Source organism: Sphingobacterium sp. UBA865 (assembly GCF_002295765.1).
Taxonomy (GTDB): Bacteria; Bacteroidota; Bacteroidia; order Sphingobacteriales; family Sphingobacteriaceae; genus Sphingobacterium; species Sphingobacterium multivorum.
Map to the genome: position 1 here is coordinate 168,324 of NZ_DBGB01000031.1, position 23,520 is coordinate 191,843.

Sequence of the window (23,520 nt, forward strand, 5' to 3'; positions counted from 1 at the left end):
GGAAGTTACATTAACAGATGTTTTCGAATTCAGCTTGCTGATTTTGTATGTCCTGCTCGGATAATTCAACTTTTCGAATCATTTCAAAATAACATTTAGCGGTAATCTCGGCATCTTTTTCTGCATTATGCATTTCGGTCGCTGGACTCGAAAATAGCGTTTCATGTAGCGATGAAAGTGGAAGATGTACCATATTCGGATTCCGAACGTATTTTTTGCTATGCAACAAGGTGCAAAAATATGCTAAGTTATGAAATGGAATAGCCAAGTTGGATCGATAGAATTCGGCTGCTAATACCTGCAGGTCGAATGATAGAAAATGGCCGATTAACTGCGGCTTATATTTTTTGATGTCATGACTGAATTTCCGTAATACGTCTTTTTTCTTCTCACCATATTTCATTAGAAAAGGTGGTGTCAATCCATGAATCTGTTCGGATGCAGGACTGATTGGTATTAACGGCTCATAAATATATTTATTGGTTCGTTTAACTTCATGTTGCTCTTCGTCATAGATGATCCAGGCCAATTGTAAAATATGGGGCCAATTGTCACTGTCCATATAACTCTTGTTCCATTTTTTCGGTAAACCAGATGTTTCCGTATCTAAGAATAGCAAATATTTTTTCAATGAATTGTCGGTAATTAATAATTAAAAGTAATCAAAATTTGTTGCAGGATAACGGGCCGTATCGAAATAATTTAGCTATAGCGTAACTATTTTGTCGTTACAACATAACAGTGCATAACAGTTCCTTTTCTAAAATCATTTACTTTAGCTATGTAATACCTAAATACATAGCTAATGAATGCTGTTTTCGGAGTAATCTTCCATTTTATAGGCGGTTTTGCGTCTGGAAGTTTTTATGTGCCCTATAAAAAGGTGAAAGGTTGGTCCTGGGAATCCATGTGGATTTTGGGCGGACTTTTTTCGTGGATCATTATACCTCCCATCGCGGCCATGCTCACGATACCCAATTTTATGGCGATTATTAAAGAGACCAATAATTCCATTTTAAGTTATACTTTTTTGTTTGGTATGCTTTGGGGGATAGGCGGTCTGACTTATGGTCTTGGTGTGCGTTACCTCGGCGTATCGTTGGGAAGTAGTATTATTTTGGGACTCAGCATGGTATTTGGCTCCTTGATGCCTAGCATTTATTATTTTTTCAATCGGGCCGAGGGTAAACACGGGATCGATTACTTCTTTACGACACAGCCGGGTGTTTGCATTCTCATTGGACTGTTGGTCTGCTTGGTCGGAGTCTATCTATGTGGTAAGGCTGGTATGTCCAAAGAAAAACACCTGTCAACATTATCAGCCGAAAGTAAATCGGATTACAACTTCGGTTTAGGTATCGTGGTAGCGATTGTCTCGGGTATACTAAGTGCCTGCTTCAATTTTGGTATAGAGTCTGGGAAACCCATGGCGGACGTGAGCAATGCGCTATGGAAGGCTGCTAACCCCAATAAGGGAGAATTTCTCTATCAAAATAATGTAACCTATATCGTAATTCTGTGGGGTGGCTTTATGACGAATTTTATTTGGTGTCTTTATCTGCTCATCAAGAATAAGTCTTTTAAAGATTATACGAAACCAGCAGTGCCGAAGTTGCGGAATTTTCTTTTATGTGCTATCGCTGGGACAACCTGGTATCTCCAATTTTTCTTTTATGGTATGGGGGAAAGCCGGCTGGGTAATGGCGCTAGTTCCTGGATATTACATATGGCTTTCATCATTCTTATTTCAAATGCCTGGGGTGTTGTATTAAAAGAATGGCGAGGGGTAGAACGTTTGACCTATCGTTCCATTATTGCTGGGATTATCACAATTATCATTTCCATTTGCATGCTAGGCTTTGCAAGGACATTAGAAAATTAATACTTAAACTATATAGAAGAGGTGAAAATGTACAAACATGTCAATTACTTATGGGACGATGAGAAAGCACGTACACTAGGCGGTGATGAAGTGGCTTTATTATTATATCGTTCGAATATTTTAGGCGCGGATTTAAGAATCACAAATTATGGTGGGGGCAATACCTCCTGTAAAGTTGTTGAAAAAGATCCATTGACCGGAGCGGATGTGGAAGTGATGTGGATAAAGGGCTCAGGCGGAGATATTGGGACGCTTAAGAAATCGGGATTGGCAGCACTCTATCTTCAACGGCTGCGCAGTTTAGAGCAGGTCTACCAAGGTTTGGAACACGAAGATGAAATGGTTGAACTATTTAACCATTGTATTTACGATCTGGATTCTAAAGCACCCTCTATTGATACGCCATTACATGGGTTTTTACCATTTAAACATATTGATCACTTGCATCCCGATGCAGCCATTGCTATTGCCGCTGCAAAAGATGGGAAGAAGATTACACAAGAATTGTTTAATGGCGCCATCGGCTGGGTAGATTGGCAGCGGCCAGGGTTTGATCTGGGCCTCAAGTTAAGAGCCTGTTTAGCAGAAAATCCGGGTATTCGGGGTATTATGTTGGGATCACATGGCTTGTTTACATGGGGAGACACCGCACATGAATGTTATGTGAATTCATTGGATGCAATAGAGACCTGTGCAGCTTATCTTGAAGAAAATTATAAGACCAAAAAATCTGTTTTTGGAGGACAAAAAGAAACCAGTCTGGAGCGAAGTCAACGCAGTTCACAAGCGGCTAAATTAGCCCCTCTTCTTCGGGGATTTTGTTCAAGTGAAAGACATATGGTCGGCCATTTTACCGATGATGAGGATGTGCTGGAATTTATCAATTCTAACGATCTCGCACGCCTGGCTCCATTGGGGACGAGCTGTCCAGACCACTTTTTACGGACAAAGATTCAGCCTTTGGTACTGAACCTGGATAAAAATGAAAATTTAGATAACGTCGAAGAGCTCAAAGTCAAATTAACACCTTTATTTGAACAGTATCGGGATATGTACACCCACTACTATGAAAGTTGTAAGCACGATAATAGTCCCGCTATCCGCGATAGAAATCCGGTAATCATTTTATACCCAGGCGTCGGCATGTTTTCCTTTGCAAAAGATAAACAAACGGCACGTGTAGCGGCAGAGTTTTATATCAATGCGATCCATGTCATGAAGGGTGCAGAGGCTGTTAGTGAGTATACGGCTTTGCCGCGTCAGGAGGCTTTCAATATCGAATATTGGTTACTTGAGGAGGCTAAATTGCAGCGTATGCCCAAACCAAAAGCACTTTCCGGAAAGATTGCTTTGGTGACGGGAAGTGGTGGTGGAATCGGAAAAGCGATAGCCAAGAAAATGGCACAGGAAGGGGCCGTCGTTGTGCTGAACGATATTAATGCTGAACGTTTGGCGGAGTGCGAGCAAGAATTCGTGGCACAATTTGGCCAAGATGCAGTGATCTCCGTCCTGCTGGATGTGACCGAAGAAGAACAGATCCAAGAAGCGTTGTATAAAACTGTTTTAGCCTTTGGCGGGATAGACATCATTGTCAATAACGCCGGATTATCGATTTCTAAATCGATCGAGGACCATACCCAACAAGATTGGGACCTATTGTATGATGTATTGGTTAAAGGACAATTTTTGGTTACCCAAGCCATCACACCAATTTTAAAGGGACAGAACATAGGTGGTGATATCTTAAATATAGTCAGCAAAAATGCACTTGTTAGTGGTCCGAATAATGTCGGTTATGGGAGTGCAAAAGGTGCGCAACTGCACTTAAGTAGATTGTGTGCCGCAGAGCTTGGGCCATTCAAAATCCGTGTCAATGTCGTTAATCCCGATGCGGTGATTTCCGACAGCAATATTTGGGCTGGGGGCTGGGCCGAGGGTCGCGCAAAGGCTTATGGCATTCAGATCGAGGAACTGCCTACATTTTACGCGAAGCGGACCTTGTTGAATGAAGTGATTCTACCGGAGGATATTGCAAATGCCTGTTTTTGTTTTGTAGGTGGTTTGCTCTCGAAATCTACAGGTAATATACTCAATGTAGACGGTGGCGTAGCAATGGCATTTGTGCGCTAATTTCGCTATCTTCGGTATTGTGTTTTCAATAAGATCAAGAAACCACAATACCCTATTTTAATAAACCGAAAACAGTACTATTATGATTTTAGACAAGTGTGCTATCGCCGCACATAATGACCAATTGCAGGAGAGGCACCAGCGAGCCTTTGATTTTGTTTCTCACGAGATTGTACAAAAAGAAGAAATTTTAGAAAAACTACAAAAATTCCAGATTGCTATACCAAGCTGGGCATTGGGTACAGGTGGAACGCGGTTTGGCCGTTTCTCCGGTGCAGGTGAACCGGCAACACTGGAGCAGAAAATTGCGGATGTCGGCCTGTTGCATGCATTGAATGGATCGAGTGATGCTATATCATTGCATATTCCCTGGGATATTCCTAATGATGCTGAAGCGTTGAAGCAGTACGCAGCAAGTTTTGGAATTCACTTTGATGCGATGAATTCAAATACATTTCAGGATCAGGTCGGGCAGGAGCACAGCTATAAATTTGGGTCTTTGCATCACGTTGATCCACGCGTACGCCAACAGGCTATTGATCATAATATAGAAGTTATCGACTTTGGGAAGCAATTGGGATCAACATGCTTGTCGGTATGGCTGGCTGATGGTTCATCATTCCCTGGGCAGCTGAATTTTAGACAGGCCTTTGAAAATACCCTTGCTAGCCTACAGGAAATCTATACGCATCTACCTATAGACTGGAGCCTGTTTATTGAATATAAGGCATTTGAACCTTATTTCTATTCGACGACCATTGGCGATTGGGGGCAGTCTTTACTTTTAGCAAATAAGCTAGGTCCGCAGGCATTTACCTTGGTAGATCTAGGGCATCATCTACCGAATACAAACATTGAACAAATCGTATCGCTGCTGTTAATGGAAGGGAAATTGGGCGGCTTTCATTTTAATGATAGCAAATATGGCGACGACGATCTGACGGCAGGTTGTATGAAACCTTATCAATTGTTTTTGATATTCAGTGAATTGATTGATGGGATGGACGCGCGAGGAATGGCGCATGAATCGGCTTTAGGTTGGATGATTGACGCTTCGCATAATCTGAAAGACCCATTAGTCGATTTACTACAATCGGTAGAAGCCATTAAAATAGCCTATGCGCAAGCCTTGCTTATCGATCGCAAATCGCTTCGCGAAGCGCAAGCTCAAAACGATGTGGTCGCTGCTCAGGAGATTTTACAACAGGCATTTCGAACAGATGTAAGACCATTGCTTGCTGAAGCCAGACGACGCAGCGGTGCGGCATTGGATCCCATAGGGCTATTTAGGAAACTGGCGTTACGAGATAGACTGGTGGAAGAAAGGGGTAAAAACAGCGTTGCTACAGGCCTCTAAAAGATACACGACATGGAAAACAAAAGTATACCTGTCGTAGCCGTATTTGATGTTGGGAAAACGAATAAAAAACTTCTTTTATTTGATAAAAACTATAGCGTGCTATGGCAACGATCTGCTCGATTTTTAGAAACTGTCGATGAAGGTGGGGATCCCTGTGAAAATCTTGAAAGCCTCCGTTTGTCGATTTTTGATGCCTTGCATGAAGTACTCCGGCGGGACGAATATGATATTCAGGCAATCAACTTTGCAGCCTATGGGGCTAGCTTGGTTTACATTGATGCACAGGGCAAACCTTTGACTCCCTTATACAGCTATCTCAAAGATTTTCCTGCGGATATACAGCAACAGTTATATGACGCATATGGCGGTGTTGTCGCATTTTCATTGGCAACGGCATCACCATCACTGGGTAGTCTGAATTCAGGCTTACAGCTCTTGCGTCTGAAGCGTGAAAAACCTGACTTATTTGGGCAACTTGCCTATGCGGTACACTTACCTCAATATTTAAGCTTTTTGGTTTCAGGCAAGTTGTGTACAGATTTGACTAGCATCGGCTGCCATACTGCACTTTGGGACTTTAAACAGCATCATTATCATCAATGGGTAGAAGACGAGGGCCTCGTTGGAGCTTTCCCGCCAATTGTTTCGGGCGATACAGCCTTTAAAAGTACGTTTCTAGGTAAATCATATTGGGTTGGAACGGGGTTGCATGATAGTTCCGCGGCACTTATTCCTTATTTAATGAGTAATAAAGAACCCTTTGTTTTAATTTCTACAGGCACCTGGTGCATTTCATTAAACCCATTTGCGTCGATCGATTTGACAATAGAGGAGCTGCAACAGGATTGTTTGTTCTATCTTTCCTATCGCGGTACTCCCGTAAAAGCCTCCCGTTTATTTGCAGGGTATGAACATGAAATTCAATCAAAGCGTATTGCTGATTTCTTTGCGGTGGCCACGGCCAAATTTAGAACACTTGAAATCGACTGGGACATTATCGCGGCTTTGACAGCGCTTGATCTTCCGAAAGCAATAAATTTGAAATCTTTTGAAGCTATTGATCTGCATCGTTATCCAGATTATCAAACTGCTTACCATAGCTTAGTCTACTGTCTGGTCAAGGCACAGGTGACTGCCACCCAACTTGTTCTTCGCTGTACAGGGGCTAAACGGATATTTGTCGATGGTGGATTTAGCCGAAATCAGATCTTTATGAGTTTGATTGCGCGTGAATTTCCAGCTATGGAGGTATTTGCTGCAGCGATGCCACAAGCAACAGCCTTGGGTGCTGCACTGTTGATGCACCAGCATTGGAACGCAGCAGAGATCCCACAAAACTTGGTGGAATTAAAATTATTTAAGCCACCTCCTATTTCGTAAATGATTTTAGAACAGGATAGTACGGTACAGCTGTTCAGTTTGTTTTCTATTACTTCGATATAGAATTATAAACAGATTAAACCAAATTAAATTAAACCTCTAATCAGAATGGAAAGTAAATTAAAACATTACTCATTAATTCTTTGCGTGGCAATGATGATGGGAATGCCGTTTGCGTTAGTTGCTCAGGTGACCAAGATTATACAGGGTCATGTGGTGGGTAGCAAGAGCGGGCGACCTATCGCTGGAGCTTCGATTAAAGAAGTCGGTGGTAAAAATGCTAGTTCAACAAATGAAAATGGTGATTTTACCCTTTCTGTCGCGAGCAACAAAGTTGTTCTTTCAATCCAATATGTAGGGTACATCGCAAAAAATATGGAAGGGACTGTGGGGATCCCACTTCGTGTTGAACTGCAGGAAGACAACACTGTACTGGATGAAGTTGTTGTCGTTGCTTATGGTGCGGCGAAAAAAAAGGATCTGACAGGATCCGTATCCACAATCGACAATAAAGCATTGAATATGCAGTCAAATTCGACTGTCAGTAGGGCCTTGGAAGGGGCTGCTCCCGGTATTCAGGTGTCGGCAGTGGATGGACAGCCAGGTATCGACATGGGAATTCGCGTGCGCGGTATAGGCTCGGCGAGTCAGAATACCTCAAACGCGCTGGTCGTCATTGATGGTGTTCCCGCACAAAATGATAACCCGCTCGCCACCTTAAATCCAAAAGATATCCAGAGTGTTTCTATCTTGAAGGATGCGGCATCGACTGCCCTGTACGGTGCAAGAGGCGCTAACGGGGTAGTCTTAGTGACGACAAAAAAAGGCGTGTCGGGGCAACCCCGCATTTCATTTGAAGGAAAGCTCGGCGTCAATCAGGTGGGACCATATCAATTCGATAAAATCTCCAATCCGAAGGATATTTATGAATTTGCCTGGCTCTCTGTTTACAATTCTGTACGCTATGGGGTGGATGGTACCGGTATCTCAAAAAGATATACGACAAATGTGCAGAATCCGAATATGTCGCACGAACAGGCCGCTGAATTTGCCAGCTCGCATCTATTTGACTACATCGGATCGACGACTAAATTTCAACGGAACAGTTTAGGTAACTGGATGTTGTATGATGTGCCGGGAGCGGTTTATACACCCTCAGGCACAGGAGCTGATGCGAGTTCAACCATGAGTGGCGCATACCTCGTCAATACAGATGGTAAATTGAATCCTGGGGCTCGCCTCTTATATAGCGACAGATATGATGATTATCTACTAGAGAACAGATTACGACAAGATTATGATCTATCGGCCTCCGGCGGTAACGATAAAGTAAATTACTTCCTTTCAGGTGGGTACCTGGAAGATCCATCTTATATTCGGGGGTCTTCTTTCAAACGCTATAATGGACGTGCCAATTTTGATGCACAATTGAATGCCTGGCTGAAATTGGGTGCTAATATTGGCTACTCCAATCGGACGACACAATCGCCGGCGACACGCTTTGGTCGTAACCCGGGTAGTTCTACCGCCAATGTGTTTCGGTTTATCAATGGACAGAATCCACTGGTGCAACTGTATGCACGCGATAAAAATGGCGCCCTGATCGATGACAATGGAAAAAATAAAGTCCATGTACTTGCCGGAGATACCTACTCTCCACTGGGATTAACATCGGCAGCACTATCTTCTACCAATGTTTTGACGGTGCTGGACAATGATTTGGATCAACGTGTATCCGACGATTGGACAACACGTGTCTATGGACAGGCCAAATTCCTGAAAGACTTTACGTTTACAGCAAATGTCTCGATGGACAAGTTTAATGAGATGCGTACGCGTTATTGGAACAGCGAATCGGGACAAGCTGCAGGTATTGGAGCCTTTGGTAAGACCGCATCCAATACAACGATTTTGAACCTGCAACAATTACTGAATTATTCGAAAACAGTAGGCTTACACAATATAGAGGCTCTTTTGGGACATGAATATGATTCATTTAAGAACGAACAGCTCAACTACCGCTCGTCTTATGCACTGATCGATGACTTTGCGTCCTATATCAACTTTGTTGGACGTTATGATGGCGGAACATTCCCTAATCCGGGGGGTGGTGAGGATAAACGTACCATGGAAAGTTATTTTTCACGCGTCAATTACAACTACAATGACCGGTACTTTTTTCAGGGATCTGTCCGTCGGGACGGCTCGTCAAAATTCAAGTTGAAAGATAAACGCTGGGGGACATTCTGGTCCGTTGGTGGAGGCTGGCGTATCGACAGGGAGCAATTTATGGAAAATAGTAAAAGCTGGCTCGATCTCCTAAAAATACGTGGCAGTTACGGTGTAATCGGTAATCAGAATGGAATATCCAACTATTCGGGATACCAAACATGGAGTTACGCCGCCACCTATACACAGACGACAAATGGAACGGGTATTCCTGCAAATATCACCTTAAATCAAAATGCATATGTCAATGACCAATTAACCTGGGAAAACATATATACGTTAGATGGTGGTATCGATTTTAGCTTCTTTGGACGCGTACGTGGATCACTCGATTATTATAACCGCGTCACGGTAAATGCCATCTGGAATCAGCCTATCGCCATATCCAAAGGACAGTCTTCCATCGCGACGAACTCCGCAAAAATCGGAAATAAAGGTTTTGAAATCGACCTATCGGTAGATATCATCAAAAAGCCTGATTTCAACTGGACAGTGTCGACAAACGGAACACATTATACGACCAAGCTGAAAGCGGTACCAAATGGTGTCGGTGCAGATGCCTTGGGCGGGAATTGGACTGCAGGTACCGATGCCTGGGCTGCTGCGGGAACAAGTGCTGTAGCAAATATTACCTATTTACGAGGTGTCAACAAAGATTTCTTTAACCTCTACATGTTGAAATATGGCGGTGTGGACCAAAATACGGGTTTACCGCTATACTATCATCAGATTAGCAAAGCCGATGTTGACGCAGGTACCTATCCTGGATATAAAGAGGGTGAAAGTATAACCACCACAGATTATTCAAAAGCGAGCCGCTACGAAATGGGAAGTGCGCTACCGAAATGGATCGGTGGATTTAGTACTTCTTTGCGTTACAAGAATTTCGATCTGTATGTGGCATTGGCTTACCAATTGGGTGGAAAGTTTTTTAGTACAGAGTACGGAAACAATCTGTATGTGAGTGAAGATCCTGGAAAAGCGCTTTCATCGGAACTCATCGGTAATACCTGGACACCGAACAACACGGGGGCAAAATTCCCTATGGTGATGTATGGTAATACCTATGGCAATGGAGCAACGACAGGAAGCTGGCTCTACAGTGATTTGGGCTTATTCAGTGCTTCTTATCTCAATTTTAAGAATGTGACAATTGGCTATACTTTGCCAGAAAGTATCTTGTCAAAAATGAAAATCAAGCGACTTCGGATATTCGCTTCTGGTGATAATCTTTTTATGAAAACAGCGCATTCGGGAATAGATCCACGTCAGTCTCTTGTTGGTGGATTTGAAGTGGCGGCATATTCTTATCCGACCATGAGAACATTCTCCGGTGGTGTAAGTTTGGAATTTTAATGTTAAAAAAATCAGTTATGAAAAAGATATTTTTATGTGCATTGGCGATGACATTATTGTTTTCTTGTAGTAAGGAATTGGACATTGCACCCCCAAATAGTATCACGGATGAACAGATCCGGAAGCTACTGGAAAGTGGTGATGAGAAGAAAATTCAGGCTGTATTGGGCGGTATGGCGAACAATATGCCTAAACTGGTCAACTTTGGAGCCTTATCATCCGAGTCACGTTATGGAAGCAACCAGGGATTTGATGTCATGCGAAACCTCGAAGGCAATGATATTGTATTCGGAAACAGATTGCTTAATATATTTGGCTCCGACGAGTATAATCTGCTGGATTTTATTTCAGATGCTTCCGACAAAAATACCCCGTATTGGAATTATGCATGGAATATGGTCAATACAGCAAATAAAATGCTGAACTATCTTAGTCCAGAGACTGTCGGTACGAATAAAAAATTGCAGGAATACAAGGGCCGCGGACTGATATTGCGCGCCTACGCCTATAATTACCTGATGGAAAACTATCAGAATGCCTACCAGCAGGGAGGGAAAGCCAAATTAGGCATGCCGCTTTATGATACCTATTCTCCGGTTCAGGAAAGCAAGGCCCGATCTACTGCAGATGAGACCTATACTTTTATCAAAAACGATATCAATGAAGCGATCCGGCTTTTTAAAGAAGCAGGAATTGGCTTTACAACAGACCTATCCGATTTTGACCTTGGTGTAGCTTATTTTTTGCAGGCAAAAGTGTCGTTATGGACCGGCGACTGGAATACGACGATCAGCGCCAGCAACGAAATACTAACCAAGTATCCAACCTTAATGAGCCAGGCAACTTATGGTGCCACAAATAAAGGAACGCAGACGGCGCCTGAAATCAGACCCGAGCAAAATGGTTTTCTCAATATTACCATTAACCCCGAAGTGATGTTTGGTTTTGCGCTTGGAGAAGCAGTTACTGTACACAATTGGTGGATGAATCCCTTTGCTGAAGGAAACGGCGGAATCGGACAAGGTTTCCAGCGGATTGACAATCGGCTGTATGCCAAAATTGATAACCGGGACTATCGAATAGGTTGCTTTATGGCAGCGGATTGGGGGGATTATACTTACCCGACCAATGGTGATAAACGAACGATTCCGATGTATACCAATCTTAAGTTTGCCGCTACCCATGGCTTGGGAAGTGACGATAAGAAGAATGTGGGACGGGTGAGCTGTTATTATATGCGCAGTTCGGAAGTATTACTGATGAAAGCTGAAGCACAGGCACAGAATAAAGATGACCAAAGTGCAAAACAAACGTTAAACACCTTATTAGCTGCACGAACGAAAGCCGGACAGGCCACATTGACCTGCGATAACTATACTTCCATGCAGGGTTTATCGACCTTGGAAATGGTGCAATTTCAAACGCGATTGGAGCTCTGGGGTGAGGGCGGACGTGAATTCTATAACAATAAACGCTGGAACATTGCGGTTGGCCGTGCTGGCTCAGCCACACATGTCGATAAATCAACTTATCCTGTTAGTAAAATGACGCTACAGATACCTTTGGATGAGATGTTATATAATAATAAGATGGTTCAGAATTAAATGAACCAACAGATTTAATGATTTCATTTCGCTAAGTACCAGGAAGGAAAGTAATCGTCCTTGCTGGTACTTCCTCAAAAATACAGGATAGTTCAGGATACGATTGTAGCTGATCTTGTGTATTTTCAAGTACTGTAGATTACTTCGATAAAACCTAAAATTTAATGATATGAAGAACCAATTGACGGAAGAACAGGTAGCCTTTTACCAAGAAAATGGTTACATCGTTATAGAAGATTTTTTAAATCCTGAGGAGCTGGAAACCTGGCGTACCATTGTATTTGAAGCTGTAGAGCAGCGTGCAGGTCAGAAAATGCCGGGAAAGGAGGCCAAAGTTGGCGAAGATGATGGTATCAATAAGGATGCAGACTACTTTGGAAAAGTGTTTGATCAATTGTTGAACCTGTGGCAGACCAGCGAACAGGTGAAGGAACTGATGCTGGATCAGCGGATCGGCGAAATGGCCGCCAAGCTGGCCGGTGTTGACGGTATCCGTATCTGGCATGACCAAGCACTTTTTAAACGTCCATTTGCGAATCCTACCGCCTGGCATCTGGATACGCCTTTTTGGTCTTTCGCCGATCGAAACGCACTTTCCATTTGGATTGCACTCGATGACTCGACATTGGAAAATGGATGCATGTATTTCGTTCCCCGATCGTATAAGCAAACCGGATTTGAGAATTTGGGAATCGGGAAAAATATGGGGACAATTTTTGAACACTATCCCGAGCTTGCAAGTGTAAATCCGGTGGCCACACCGCTCAAAGCCGGAAGTTGTACCTTCCATAATGGATTGACGATTCATGGAGCCGGACCTAACATGACCAATGGGTTTAGAAGAGCTATGACCTGTGCGTACATGCCTGACGGAAATGTATTCAATGGACAAGCGAATATTTTACCGGAAGATTACCGCGCAACTTTAGCGGTAGGGGATCTCTTGAATAATGACGAACAGAATCCGCTAATCTACCATGCAGGATGGTAAAACTTGACTTTTTTTATCCGCGCTGGGGAAATGAGCATGTTGCATGGGAAGATTTTCTGGATCGTGTAGTGAAGGCTGGTTATGTAGGGGTCGAATGGTTTCCTTTTGGCGAAGATACCGATCCGGAGAAGGTCGTAAAATTGTTGCAGAAGTATAAGCTCAACTACACGATTGTAACCTGTGTTCAAAAAAAGGTGAACTCAATCAGTGCGTACTTCGCCCTGTTGGAAGAACAGTTGAACTACTATGGCATGCTCGCGGAAACTTATTTCGCTCCACTTTTTATATCGGTGCAGATGGGGCGGGAATATTTCTCGCCCGACGATGTGCTTGCAGGACTACAACTTTGTGCGCGTGTTGAAACGCAATATGGGATCGAAATTTTGCAGGAAACTCACCGTAATAAATGGAGTTATGGATTACATACCGTGGCGCCAATGGCGGAGTTATATCCGCAGTTGAAACTGACCTTGGATATCTCACACTGGTACTGTGTTTCGGAGAGTTTTCTTGAAGATCGACAGGAGGAAATGAACCGCCTGTTGCCCCATGTAAAACATGTGCATGCCCGTGTTGGACATAGTCAGGGATCCCAGGTACCTGATGTCCGAAAAAAAATCTATCGGGATATTGTCGCCACACACTGTGCTGTCTGGCAACGCTGGATAGACCTCAATAAACCCGATGCGCGGCTGACCATGACGACTGAATTTGGTCCGCCACCGTATCTCATTCCCTCAGGGAATCAAGTGCTCGATTGTGAGCGCCAATGGAAACAAAACTTATGGATGAAAAACTACCTATCAAGGCACCTTATAACCTAATTTCAGCATGATGAAGCGAAGAATATTTTTACAGCAAAGCAGTTTTTTGGGAGCCTCCTTCTTATTTGCCAAGCATTTAAAAGCATTTGACAAGGAATCAGTGGATATGGACCGCTACTATACACAGTTTCAAAATCCGTCGGCTGCGCAAAGACCTTTCGTGCGCTGGTGGTGGAATGGCAATAAAATCAATAAAAATGAACTGCTTCGCGAACTGAAGCTATTAAAGGATGCCGGAATAGGTGGAGTGGAAATCAATCCCATTTCCTTTCCGAAGCGTACCGACGATATGGGTATTCCATCATTAAAATGGTTGAGCAAAGAATGGGTAGATATGGTACAGTATACAGCCAATGAAGCAAAAAAGATGGGTATGACCACCGATCTCATCGTTGGTTCCGGCTGGCCTTTTGGTTCAGAAGATCTTCGGGAAGAAGAAACCGCTCAGGTTGTGCTGGTGCATTGTGAACCCATTGAGGGACCCACAACCTATGTTGTCCGACCCTACCATGTTTTTAATATGATAGATCCCGCTGTAACGGATAAAAACCCATTGCGCAATCCCGAGATCCTCGCCATCAAATTGGTAAAAGATCCGATGCAGTCCATCGATGATGCGGTTGATTTTGCGGCAGAAATTGGCAAAGACAAAATTGAAATTCCTGTTCCTTCGGGAAAGCATATCCTCTATTTCCTGGTGAAATTTAAGGCATTTGCCTCCGTCATCAATGGAGCCCCGGGAGCAGCGGGCTCCATACTCAACCACATGGATAAGGACACTGTGTCTCGCTACCTCGAGCGCATGTCTACACAAATGCAACAGCAGATAGGACCATTAAAAAACTATGTTCGGGCATTGTTCACCGACAGCATGGAACTCGAAGGCTGCAATTGGTGTGATGACTTTGCTATTGAGTTTCAACGCCGTCGCGGTTATGATATTATGCCTTATTTGCCTTTCATTTTATTTAAGGTCGGGCGCTTGGGGGCTGTGGTCGACGAAAACTACGGTGCAAAGAAAGGTGCGAAACTTACCGAGATGCTAAATCGTGTACGCTTTGATTATGAATATACCAAAGCCTCTTTATTGAAGGAACGATTTACGGATACGTATGTCAACTGGTGTCGCTCGCTTGGGGTGAAATCTCGTGCCCAGGCCTATGGGAGAGGCTTTTTTCCATTGGAAAGCAGCTTGGAGTACGATATTCCGGAAGGAGAATCGTGGACAACAAATTATTTGCGCCATAAGCTGGGTGAAGAGATGCCTGACGAAGACTATCGTCGCGGCCGTGGTTATACCATGATTGATAAGTATGTCTCCTCCGCAGCACATCTGAAAGGAAAACGGCTTGTGAGCTGCGAGGAGATGACCAATACGTACCTTGTTTTTAATACGCAACTCGAATTGTTAAAGCTGGGATCGGACCAGAGTGCAATGACCGGGATTACACATTCTGTTTGGCATGGATTTAATTATTCGCCCTTAGAAGCTCCTTTTCCTGGATGGATTCAATACGGCTCTTTTTATAACGAACGCAACAACTGGTGGCCCTATTTTAACTATTTAAATAATTACAAAGCTCGCCTTTCATCACAGCTGCAACAGGGCGATTATTTCGCAGATATGGCCATTTTGCCGGCCAATTATGATCTCTGGACAGAGAACGGTGTGCAAACGGATCCCTTTCCTGAGAAATTGAATGTCCCCTATACTTCCTTACTTTGGGAAGCTATCAGCAAAAATGGTGGGAATGCAGATTATATAACGGAGATGATACTGCAGGATTGTAAGGTAGAGCAGGGAAATCTATGTTACGGCAAAAGAAAATATAGCGTGCTTTTTTTGCCCGGTATCAAACGGATGTCGCCGAAGTCAATGGCTCGCCTCCTTGAGTTTGTTAAATCCGGTGGGCGTGTTGTGGCGATTGAAACCTTACCACAGATGAGCTTGGGATTGCAAGATCAGGTAAAAAATGATGCCGAAGTGCAAGCAATACTGCGTAAGCTGCAATCCTATCCAGATCGATTTATTGCCACGCCGAAACCTGAGGACAATAACTTTATGGACTGGTACCATTTGGCCATGCAGCGGTTCAGGCTACCCCATTACTTGCATATTGATCAGCCTAACCGTTATGTGATGCAGATGCGTTCTATTCGGGATGATGGTAGTGAATGCTATTTTATCCAGAATGCACACCGGGCGAATAGTGCAAGACTAAACATCTCATTTATTGCGCCCGAAATTAGAAAGAAAACATGTTGGCTATGGGATCTGGATACGGGTAAACGTTCTCGGGTAAACCTGGATCGTGAAGACAGTTTGTTACTGGATATGGGGCCTACAGATGCTTTCCTTTTTGTATTTGACAACCATCGGGAAGGTACAGTGTGGCAGCCTTTGGCAACAACGGGAAGTCATGCCCTAGATTTGAGTACCCAATGGAAAGTAACATTAAAACATAAACAGGAAGGTACATCCCAACAACTTGTACTGCCGCGACTAATAGACTTTAAAGAGGATGAACAATTGATGTGGTTTTCAGGAACAGCGATCTATCAGCGTTCATTTAACTGGTCGGCAGCAGGACAATGCCTGTTGAATCTTGGAAAGGTAGCGGGTGTTTCTGAGGTTTTTGTCAATGACCAATCACTTGGCGTAAAATGGTATGGAAGGCGGATTTACGACCTCGCTGCCGTGTTAAAAAATGGGGAGAACCAGATCGAAGTGCGTATTACGACCACCATGGGAAATTATTTGAAAACGTTGAAGGATAATGAAAATGCGCAATATTGGGTCAATAGAAAAGGTCGGGAGCAGGAAATACAATCTATGGGCCTGATTGGTCCAGTTACTTTATATACAAGCTAAATCATGAAAATATTACCTATTTTTCTTTTCATCATCCAGGCTTTAACAGTCAGGCTAGTCGCAGCGCAGGAGCACCAAGCGGCAGATTTTGGTATTCGCGGTGATGGTGAAGCACTGAATACACGGTCTATCCAGGCCGCCATTGATTATATTACAGCCAAGGGCGGCGGAAAGCTCGTCTTTACCCCAGGCAACTACATCACGGGGTCTTTTTACCTGAAATCCAATGTAACCTTACAACTGGATCAGGGGGCAAATCTTTTGGGCTCTAACAATCCTTTTGATTATCATAAAGATTCCGTCGTCAACTGGCAGTCGATGATCTACGCTATTCGACAACAGAACATTGGTATTATCGGCAAAGGAACAATCAATGGTCGCGGTTTTCAGACAGCAATGAATGCTCTTCAAAATGTGCACAAGGGAATTGTGCAGGATGAACTTAAATTAGATCGATTGCGGGAATGGAACCGTCCCGAAAACATTTACTTCCGGGAGTGTAAAAATGTACTGATTAAGGATATTACCTTACGTGATCCCGGTAGTTGGAATCAGACCTACGACCAATGTGAAGACCTCCATGTGGAAGGCATTTATGTAGACAGTAAGTCCTATTGGAATAATGACGGCATCGATGTGGTAGACTGCAAGAATGTGGTGATCCGGAATTGCTATTTCGATGCGGCTGATGATGCCATCTGCTTCAAGTCGCACGATGCAAATGCAGTCTGTTTGAATGTGCTGGTCGAAAACTGTACGGCGCGCTCCAGTGCCAGTGCCCTCAAGTTTGGGACAGTCTCCCGTGGTGGCTTCCGAAATTTTGTTGTCAGGAACCTGGTGGTCTATGATACCTATCGATCGGCAATCACTTTTGCTGCTGTAGATGGCGGGTTCGTTGAAAATATCCTGGTGGACGGTGTCAAAAGTATCAATACCGGTAATGTTATTTTCTTGCGTATCGGCGATCGTTGGAGCAAGGGAAAGAAACCTTTTATGAAAGATATAACGATTCGCAATGTATATGCAGAGGTACCTGCCAATAAGCCGGATTTGGGATATAGTTATGAGGGACCCGTAGAAGATATGCCCCGGAATATTTCTCCGGCAAGCATCATCGGCTTACCTGATCATAAGATCGAAAATGTTACGCTAGAGAATATAGAGATCGTTTATCCCGGAGGTGGAAACCCATTATATGCTTACCGCGGGACTGACCCCAAGTCATTGGATGGTATTCCCGAAATGGCCAATGCTTATCCGGAGTTTTCACAGTTTAAAGAGTTGCCAGCTTGGGGACTATATATCCGTCATGCCAAAAAGATCAATTTAAAAAATGTGACTTTCCGTATTAAAGGAGCAGACTATAGGCCAACGATAGTTGCCGATGACCTTACTGGGGGAGCCTGGGATTTTAAGTCCTATTTGGTTGGAGATCGGTTAAAGGACAGTTTCCATTTATATCAAACAAAAGATGTCAAAATTAATTAGACAGCCTAACATGAAGAAGTATCTATTTTTGATCGTGTTATGGGTGAGCTGCTTCAAGTTGTTCGCTCAGGACTATAATGCATCGCTTTTCGGCTGTAAGTCCGATGGTGTAACCAATAATATGGGATCTATTCAATATGCCATTGATTATATTGCCAAAAAAGGCGGTGGTAAGCTGCATTTTTATGTCGGACGTTATCTGACCGGAACGTTTAGCTTAAAATCCAATGTATCCATCGAACTGCATGAGGGCGCTGTACTGGTCGGCAGCAGCAACATCTTTGATTACAGCCTTCAGGATGGCAAAAGAGCACTGATTGTCACAGTCGGTCAATCCAACATTCAGATTGGTGGGAAAGGCGTCATCGATGGACAGCAGTCTTTATTGCGGGGCCAAATCGCCGCCCTAAGGCAGAAAGGATACCTGGATCTGTCTGAAAAAGGGGAAGACATTAGCCTGATTTATTTGAAAGCTTCAAAAAATATCCAGATCAATGGAATAATGGAATTGAACCTGCTCGGAGCGGCACATTTTATTGATCAATGTACGGATGTTACCCTTAGCGCATTGGATATAAATAGCCCGGGTAGTATTGGTGTGTATGTCAGCAATTCCAAAACGGTGCGTCTGGCCAATGTTTTCTTTCGGGCAATAGGCAAGGCGCTGGTTGAATCCGGAGGGAGTCAGCAGGTCATCAAAGAAAATAGCCGGTTGGCTAATGGTAAAACATTATAAATGGGATGTTTATGAAAATCAAACTTATTCTTGTCATGATCTTCCTTTATGGTGGTATATTGACATTACAGGCGAAAGAATACAATGCTTCTCTTTTTGGCATTAAATCGAACGGAACAACGTTAAATACCACTTCTATACAAAGAGCAATTGATTTTATTCATGAGCAGGGTGGGGGGACGCTACGATTCTACGTTGGACGTTATCTGACAGGGACGGTTGTACTCAAAGAGAATGTGCATGTTCAACTCGAAGAAGGCGCAATCCTGGTCGGCTCAACCAATATTTATGACTATAATATCGATGTTCCGAACTGTGCATTGATTTATGCAAAGGACGCCAAAAATATTACCATTAAAGGAAAGGGAGTTATTGACGGGCAGGGGCGTGAAGTTGCTTATAACTTGCTTGCACAGGTCCAGAGCGGTGTGCTCAAAGACCCCTTAGACTATGATCGCCCACGAAATAGAAGACCAAAGGCCATTTATATGCGCTCTTGCGAAAATGTCCGTATTCATGGTGTCACCATCAAAAATTCAGCCGACTGGGTACAGGTCTATGATCAATGTGTCAATACCGTGGTAGATAGCATCACCGTTGATAGCAAGGCCTTTTGGAACAATGATGGTATCGACATCGTCGATTGTCGTAATTTTAAGTTGCTCAACTCTTTTATAGATGCTTCGGACGATGCCATATGCCTAAAATCGCATGATGCTACGAAGCGCTGTGAAGATGTGGAGATACGCAATTGTACAGCACGGTCGAGTGCCAATGGCATTAAATTCGGCACAGTTTCCGCTGGTGGTTATAAACGCATTCGTATCATCAATAATAAAGTCTATGACACTTTTCGTTCGGCTTTGACGATTGCAACACCCGATGGTGGTACAGTAGAAGATATTCTTGTCGATAGTTTGACCGCTTTTAACACGGGGAATCCTTTTTATTTGCGCATTGGTGCACGTTGGAACAAAGGACGTATCGGCTCCATGAATAATGTTGTGATTCAGAACGTAAAAGTTGAGGTGGCAAAAGAGAAACCAGACCGCGGTTATTCCTACGAAGGACCTATTGAAGATAATCCACGCAATCCATCACCCTCAAGCATTGTAGGACTGAAAAACGCACCTATCCGAAATGTAACCTTTCGGAATATAGAAATCAGCTACCCAGGGGGGGCGAATCAATACTATGCTTATCGGGGGACGAGCAAAGCTGATCTCGACAGTATTCCCGAAATGGAAGCATCTTATCCCGAATTCTCCCAGTTTAAAGAGCTTCCTGCCTGGGGCTTTTACATTCGACATGCAGAAAACATACATTTTGAAGGAGTAGTCCTCAAATTGAGGGAGGAGGATTATAGACCGATGCTGGTGCTGGATGATGTCAATGGATATTCCCTGTCCCGGGTAAAGCAGACGGGAGCGAAGGGGAAGAAAGAGTTGGTTGCACAGGGATCCAAAAAAATTAAACCTTAAAGGAAATACGTAACTTGTTGACCAAGATATAACCTGTTAAATTGAATGTTATGCGATTACACCTGTTGTTGGCCTTGACAGGCTTGATACTCTCCCTAGGATTGCGCGCTCAAAATACGGCGCAGGATTCTATTTATGTTTATGCGCATTACACAAAACAGGAAATTTATATTCCCATGCGGGATGGAAACAAGCTCTATACAGCAATTTACAGCCCAAGAGATACGGCAAAGAGTTATCCGATTATGATGACGCGGACACCCTACAGTATTGCACCTTATGGGGAACAGAATTTTCGAATTCCGATCGGTCCAAGCATGGAATTTGCGAAGGAAAAATTCATTTTCGTTTACCAGGATGTCAGGGGGAAATATAAGTCTGAGGGCGATTTTATTGCCAATCGCCCCTATACGGATACGCCAGGAGCGGTCAATGAATCAACAGATACCTACGACACAATTGATTGGCTCGTGAAACACTTAAAATCGAACGGTAAAGTGGGGATATGGGGTATTTCCTCCCCTGGCATGTACGCATCAATGGCACTGATTGATTCACATCCCGCATTGTGGGCTGTATCGCCGCAGGCACCGGTAACGGATTGGTTTCTAGGGGACGATCGTCATCATAACGGGGCTTTTATGTTGATGGGGAGCTTTTCGTTTCTGTCCTCATTTGGAAAAAAACGCGATTCTATCGGTAGCAAGGGGCCAGCGGGTTTTTCCAATTATGGAACCGATCAAGCGTATCCCTTTTTTCTGAAAGCAGGAGCACTGGCCAATCTCAATGAGCAGTATTTAAAAGGCGAAAGCATCCTTTGGAACGAAATGATGTCTCATCCAAATTATGATGACTACTGGACGTCGCGAGCCTTTCTTTCTCGAATCCGCGAGCTAAAACCGCAGGTACTTGTTGTCGGTGGATGGTTTGACCAGGAAGACTTATATGGGCCATTGAAAACCTACCAGGCACTACAAAAAATTGCACCTGACCGTGTAAAATTAGTGATGGGCCCCTGGTATCATGGTTCATGGTCCAGGGGAAGTGGCCGTCAACTGGATAGCCTGGATTTTGGTCAAAATACAGCCAGCTATTATCGAAAAGAAATTGAACTTCCTTTCTTTGTAAGCCATCTCAAAGGGCAGGGGAAAGATGCACTTGCTGCGGCTACAGTTTTTGTAACAGGCGAGAATAGCTGGTCTTCTCATCAGACATGGCCTGTGGCGGAGGTACGTTCACAACCCTTGTTTTTTACAGCAGATAGAAAGTTGAGTTTAAAGCCAGCCCCCAAATCGGCATCTCCCTATGTCTCCTATATTTCTGATCCCAGCAAACCTGTTCCCTATACACGGGAAAAAACAGTTTTGCGCGGCTATAAATACATGTATGAAGATCAGTTTTTTGCCGCACAGCGACCAGATGTGCTTGTCTTTGAAACTGAAGTCTTAGAACAGGATGTGAAGTTGATGGGGAATATAAAGGCAAACCTGTTTGTCAGCAGCACGGGTAGTGATGCGGATTTTGTCGTAAAACTAATCGATGTGCATCCGTACAAAAAAGGGGATAAACTTTCGGACTGTCAATGTCTGATCCGTGGGGAAGTCATGCGGGCCAAATATCGAAAAAGCTTTGCTCATCCGGAAGCGATGAAACCCAACCGGGTTGAAGAAGTTCGTTTCGATATGCAGGATGCTGCTCATGTATTTAAAAAAGGGCATAAGATTATGGTGCAGATACAAAGCTCCTGGTTTCCTTTGGTCGATCGAAATCCACAGCAGTTTATGAATATTTATGATGCTACCGACAAGGACTTCAAAACGCAGGAACATCGAATCTATTGTCAGGGGCAATATGCTTCTTTTATTTCATTACCTATTGTTACGTCTCATGAAAATTAAGTATTGTTGTTGTTTTGTTCTTATATGTATTTCCAGCTTTTCGCTTCGGGCGCAGGTCGATTATGCGCGAGCAGTTGTGAAGGAGCTGGCATCAAAGGCCTATGCAGGTCGTGGATATGTCTTCGATGGTGACCGAAAGGCCGCCGCTTTTATAGCCAAGGAGTTTAAAAAGAGTGGACTGCTGCCCTTGAGCGATCATTATTATCAACCTTTTGTGATGCCCGCGAACGTATTTCCTAAGGATGTTAAAATTACGGTAGATGGCCAAAAGCTCCGTATGGGTGAACAGGTGTTGATTGAAGCATCCAGTCCGTCCCTCAAGGGGAAATTTGAACTGACGGAGGTCATGATCTCTTCTAATACAGATGCTTTGGATAAACTGATGCAAAATGCAGCATTTCAACATAAATTTCTGGTACTTGATGAGCGTAAGGCTTTGGAAACGATGAAGCCCGACCAATTTCGATCCGCCTTACTACGACTTGCCCAAGGAGGGTATTACCGTGGGATTCTCGTGCAAACCAAGCAAAAGCTGCTTTGGCGGGGAGCTACCAGTCAGCTCAATCGACCCATTGTTTATGTAAAAAATAATGCTGCTGTAGCGTTGGAAGGGAAGCAGATCAATTTGGCAATCCATGCCCGCTTTCAGCCAGACTATACGACAAATAATGTCTGCGGTATGCTGAAGGGAACCAGTGCATCGGACTCTACGATTGTCATCACGGCGCATTATGATCATGTGGGGGCGATCGGTAGACATACTGTTTTTACCGGTGCCAATGACAATGCCAGTGGTACAGCCTTGATGCTCTATCTAGCACGCTATTATCAGCAGCATCCGCCGCGCTATAACATGGTTTTCTTGGCCTTTTCGGGCGAGGAAAGCGGTTTACTAGGCTCGAGTTTCTTTGCTAAGAATCCACTTATAGACCTCAAAAAAATTAAATTCCTGCTTAATTTTGATATGGCAGGCACAGGCGATGATGGCATTCAAGTGGTGAACGGCACTATATTTAAAGAACAATTCGAACGACTAACGGCAATCAATACGGATAAGAAATACCTACCTCAGGTGAAAGTGCGTGGACCAATGAACCGGAGCGACCATTATCCTTTTTATGAAAAAGGAGTGCCTTCATTTTTCATCTATACCCTGGGTGGCATTGATGCCTATCATGATATTTACGATCGATACGAAACGTTGCCCTTTACGCGGTTTAATGAGTATGTAAGGCTCATCATTGATTTTATCAGCACCATTTAATAAGGGATTATGATCGGTTAAATTT

At 43.7% G+C, this 23,520-nt stretch carries 15 protein-coding genes; 14 read left to right on the forward strand and 1 reads right to left on the reverse strand.

Annotated elements, in window-relative coordinates; all coding sequences use genetic code 11:
* Positions 1 to 10: 10 nt before the first annotated feature.
* Positions 11 to 631: a 3'-5' exonuclease gene (locus B2O97_RS16730; protein WP_286767706.1), complete on the reverse strand. Its 621-nt coding sequence runs from the start codon at positions 629 to 631 to the stop codon at positions 11 to 13.
* A 174-nt stretch (positions 632 to 805) separates the two neighbouring features.
* On the opposite strand from B2O97_RS16730, the gene rhaT reads away from it, so the two are divergent.
* The 14 genes from rhaT to B2O97_RS16800 all read left to right on the forward strand — a co-directional run bounded on the left by rhaT (position 806) and on the right by B2O97_RS16800 (position 23,495).
* Positions 806 to 1,882 (forward strand): L-rhamnose/proton symporter RhaT, encoded by a 1,077-nt coding sequence (gene rhaT, locus B2O97_RS16735; protein ID WP_286767707.1) that lies wholly within the window; start codon positions 806 to 808, stop codon positions 1,880 to 1,882.
* Positions 1,883 to 1,909: 27 nt separating this feature from the next.
* Positions 1,910 to 4,012, forward strand: a complete 2,103-nt coding sequence (locus B2O97_RS16740) for a bifunctional aldolase/short-chain dehydrogenase (protein WP_286767708.1) — start codon at positions 1,910 to 1,912, stop codon at positions 4,010 to 4,012.
* A gap of 82 nt (positions 4,013 to 4,094) precedes the next feature.
* On the forward strand, positions 4,095 to 5,369 hold the full coding sequence (locus B2O97_RS16745; RefSeq protein WP_286767709.1) for a TIM barrel protein: 1,275 nt from the start codon (positions 4,095 to 4,097) through the stop codon (positions 5,367 to 5,369).
* Positions 5,370 to 5,381: 12 nt separating this feature from the next.
* A complete protein-coding gene (locus tag B2O97_RS16750) occupies positions 5,382 to 6,752 on the forward strand; it encodes an FGGY-family carbohydrate kinase (RefSeq protein ID WP_286767710.1) in 1,371 nt (456 codons plus the stop codon).
* 108 nt (positions 6,753 to 6,860) lie between these two features.
* Positions 6,861 to 10,337, forward strand: coding sequence for a SusC/RagA family TonB-linked outer membrane protein (locus tag B2O97_RS16755; protein ID WP_286767711.1), 3,477 nt, complete (start codon positions 6,861 to 6,863; stop codon positions 10,335 to 10,337).
* Positions 10,338 to 10,354: 17 nt separating this feature from the next.
* Entirely contained in the window at positions 10,355 to 11,941 is a 1,587-nt protein-coding gene (locus B2O97_RS16760; RefSeq protein WP_286767712.1) for a RagB/SusD family nutrient uptake outer membrane protein, read from the forward strand.
* A 169-nt stretch (positions 11,942 to 12,110) separates the two neighbouring features.
* Positions 12,111 to 12,932, forward strand: a complete 822-nt coding sequence (locus B2O97_RS16765; protein WP_286767713.1) for a phytanoyl-CoA dioxygenase family protein — start codon at positions 12,111 to 12,113, stop codon at positions 12,930 to 12,932.
* Positions 12,926 to 13,756 carry a sugar phosphate isomerase/epimerase family protein gene (locus B2O97_RS16770; protein WP_286767714.1) on the forward strand — a complete coding sequence of 277 codons (831 nt, stop codon included), beginning with the start codon at positions 12,926 to 12,928 and terminating at the stop codon, positions 13,754 to 13,756. Before B2O97_RS16765 ends, B2O97_RS16770 begins: the two co-directional genes overlap by 7 nt.
* Before the next feature lie 7 nt (positions 13,757 to 13,763).
* Positions 13,764 to 16,628 carry a glycosyl hydrolase gene (locus B2O97_RS16775; protein ID WP_239468761.1) on the forward strand — a complete coding sequence of 955 codons (2,865 nt, stop codon included), beginning with the start codon at positions 13,764 to 13,766 and terminating at the stop codon, positions 16,626 to 16,628.
* A gap of 3 nt (positions 16,629 to 16,631) precedes the next feature.
* On the forward strand, positions 16,632 to 18,116 hold the full coding sequence (locus B2O97_RS16780; protein WP_286767715.1) for a glycoside hydrolase family 28 protein: 1,485 nt from the start codon (positions 16,632 to 16,634) through the stop codon (positions 18,114 to 18,116).
* A 10-nt stretch (positions 18,117 to 18,126) separates the two neighbouring features.
* Complete coding sequence (locus B2O97_RS16785) at positions 18,127 to 18,852, forward strand: glycosyl hydrolase family 28 protein (RefSeq protein ID WP_286767716.1); 726 nt, start codon at positions 18,127 to 18,129, stop codon at positions 18,850 to 18,852.
* 11 nt (positions 18,853 to 18,863) lie between these two features.
* Positions 18,864 to 20,333 (forward strand): glycoside hydrolase family 28 protein, encoded by a 1,470-nt coding sequence (locus tag B2O97_RS16790; RefSeq protein WP_286767717.1) that lies wholly within the window; start codon positions 18,864 to 18,866, stop codon positions 20,331 to 20,333.
* Positions 20,334 to 20,383: 50 nt separating this feature from the next.
* Positions 20,384 to 22,231 (forward strand): CocE/NonD family hydrolase, encoded by a 1,848-nt coding sequence (locus B2O97_RS16795; protein ID WP_286767718.1) that lies wholly within the window; start codon positions 20,384 to 20,386, stop codon positions 22,229 to 22,231.
* The gene (locus tag B2O97_RS16800) at positions 22,221 to 23,495 is read left to right on the forward strand and encodes a M28 family metallopeptidase (RefSeq protein ID WP_286767719.1); all 1,275 of its coding nucleotides are present in this window, start codon (positions 22,221 to 22,223) and stop codon (positions 23,493 to 23,495) included. The genes B2O97_RS16795 and B2O97_RS16800 overlap by 11 nt, the downstream gene beginning before the upstream one ends.
* Positions 23,496 to 23,520 lie beyond the last annotated feature (25 nt).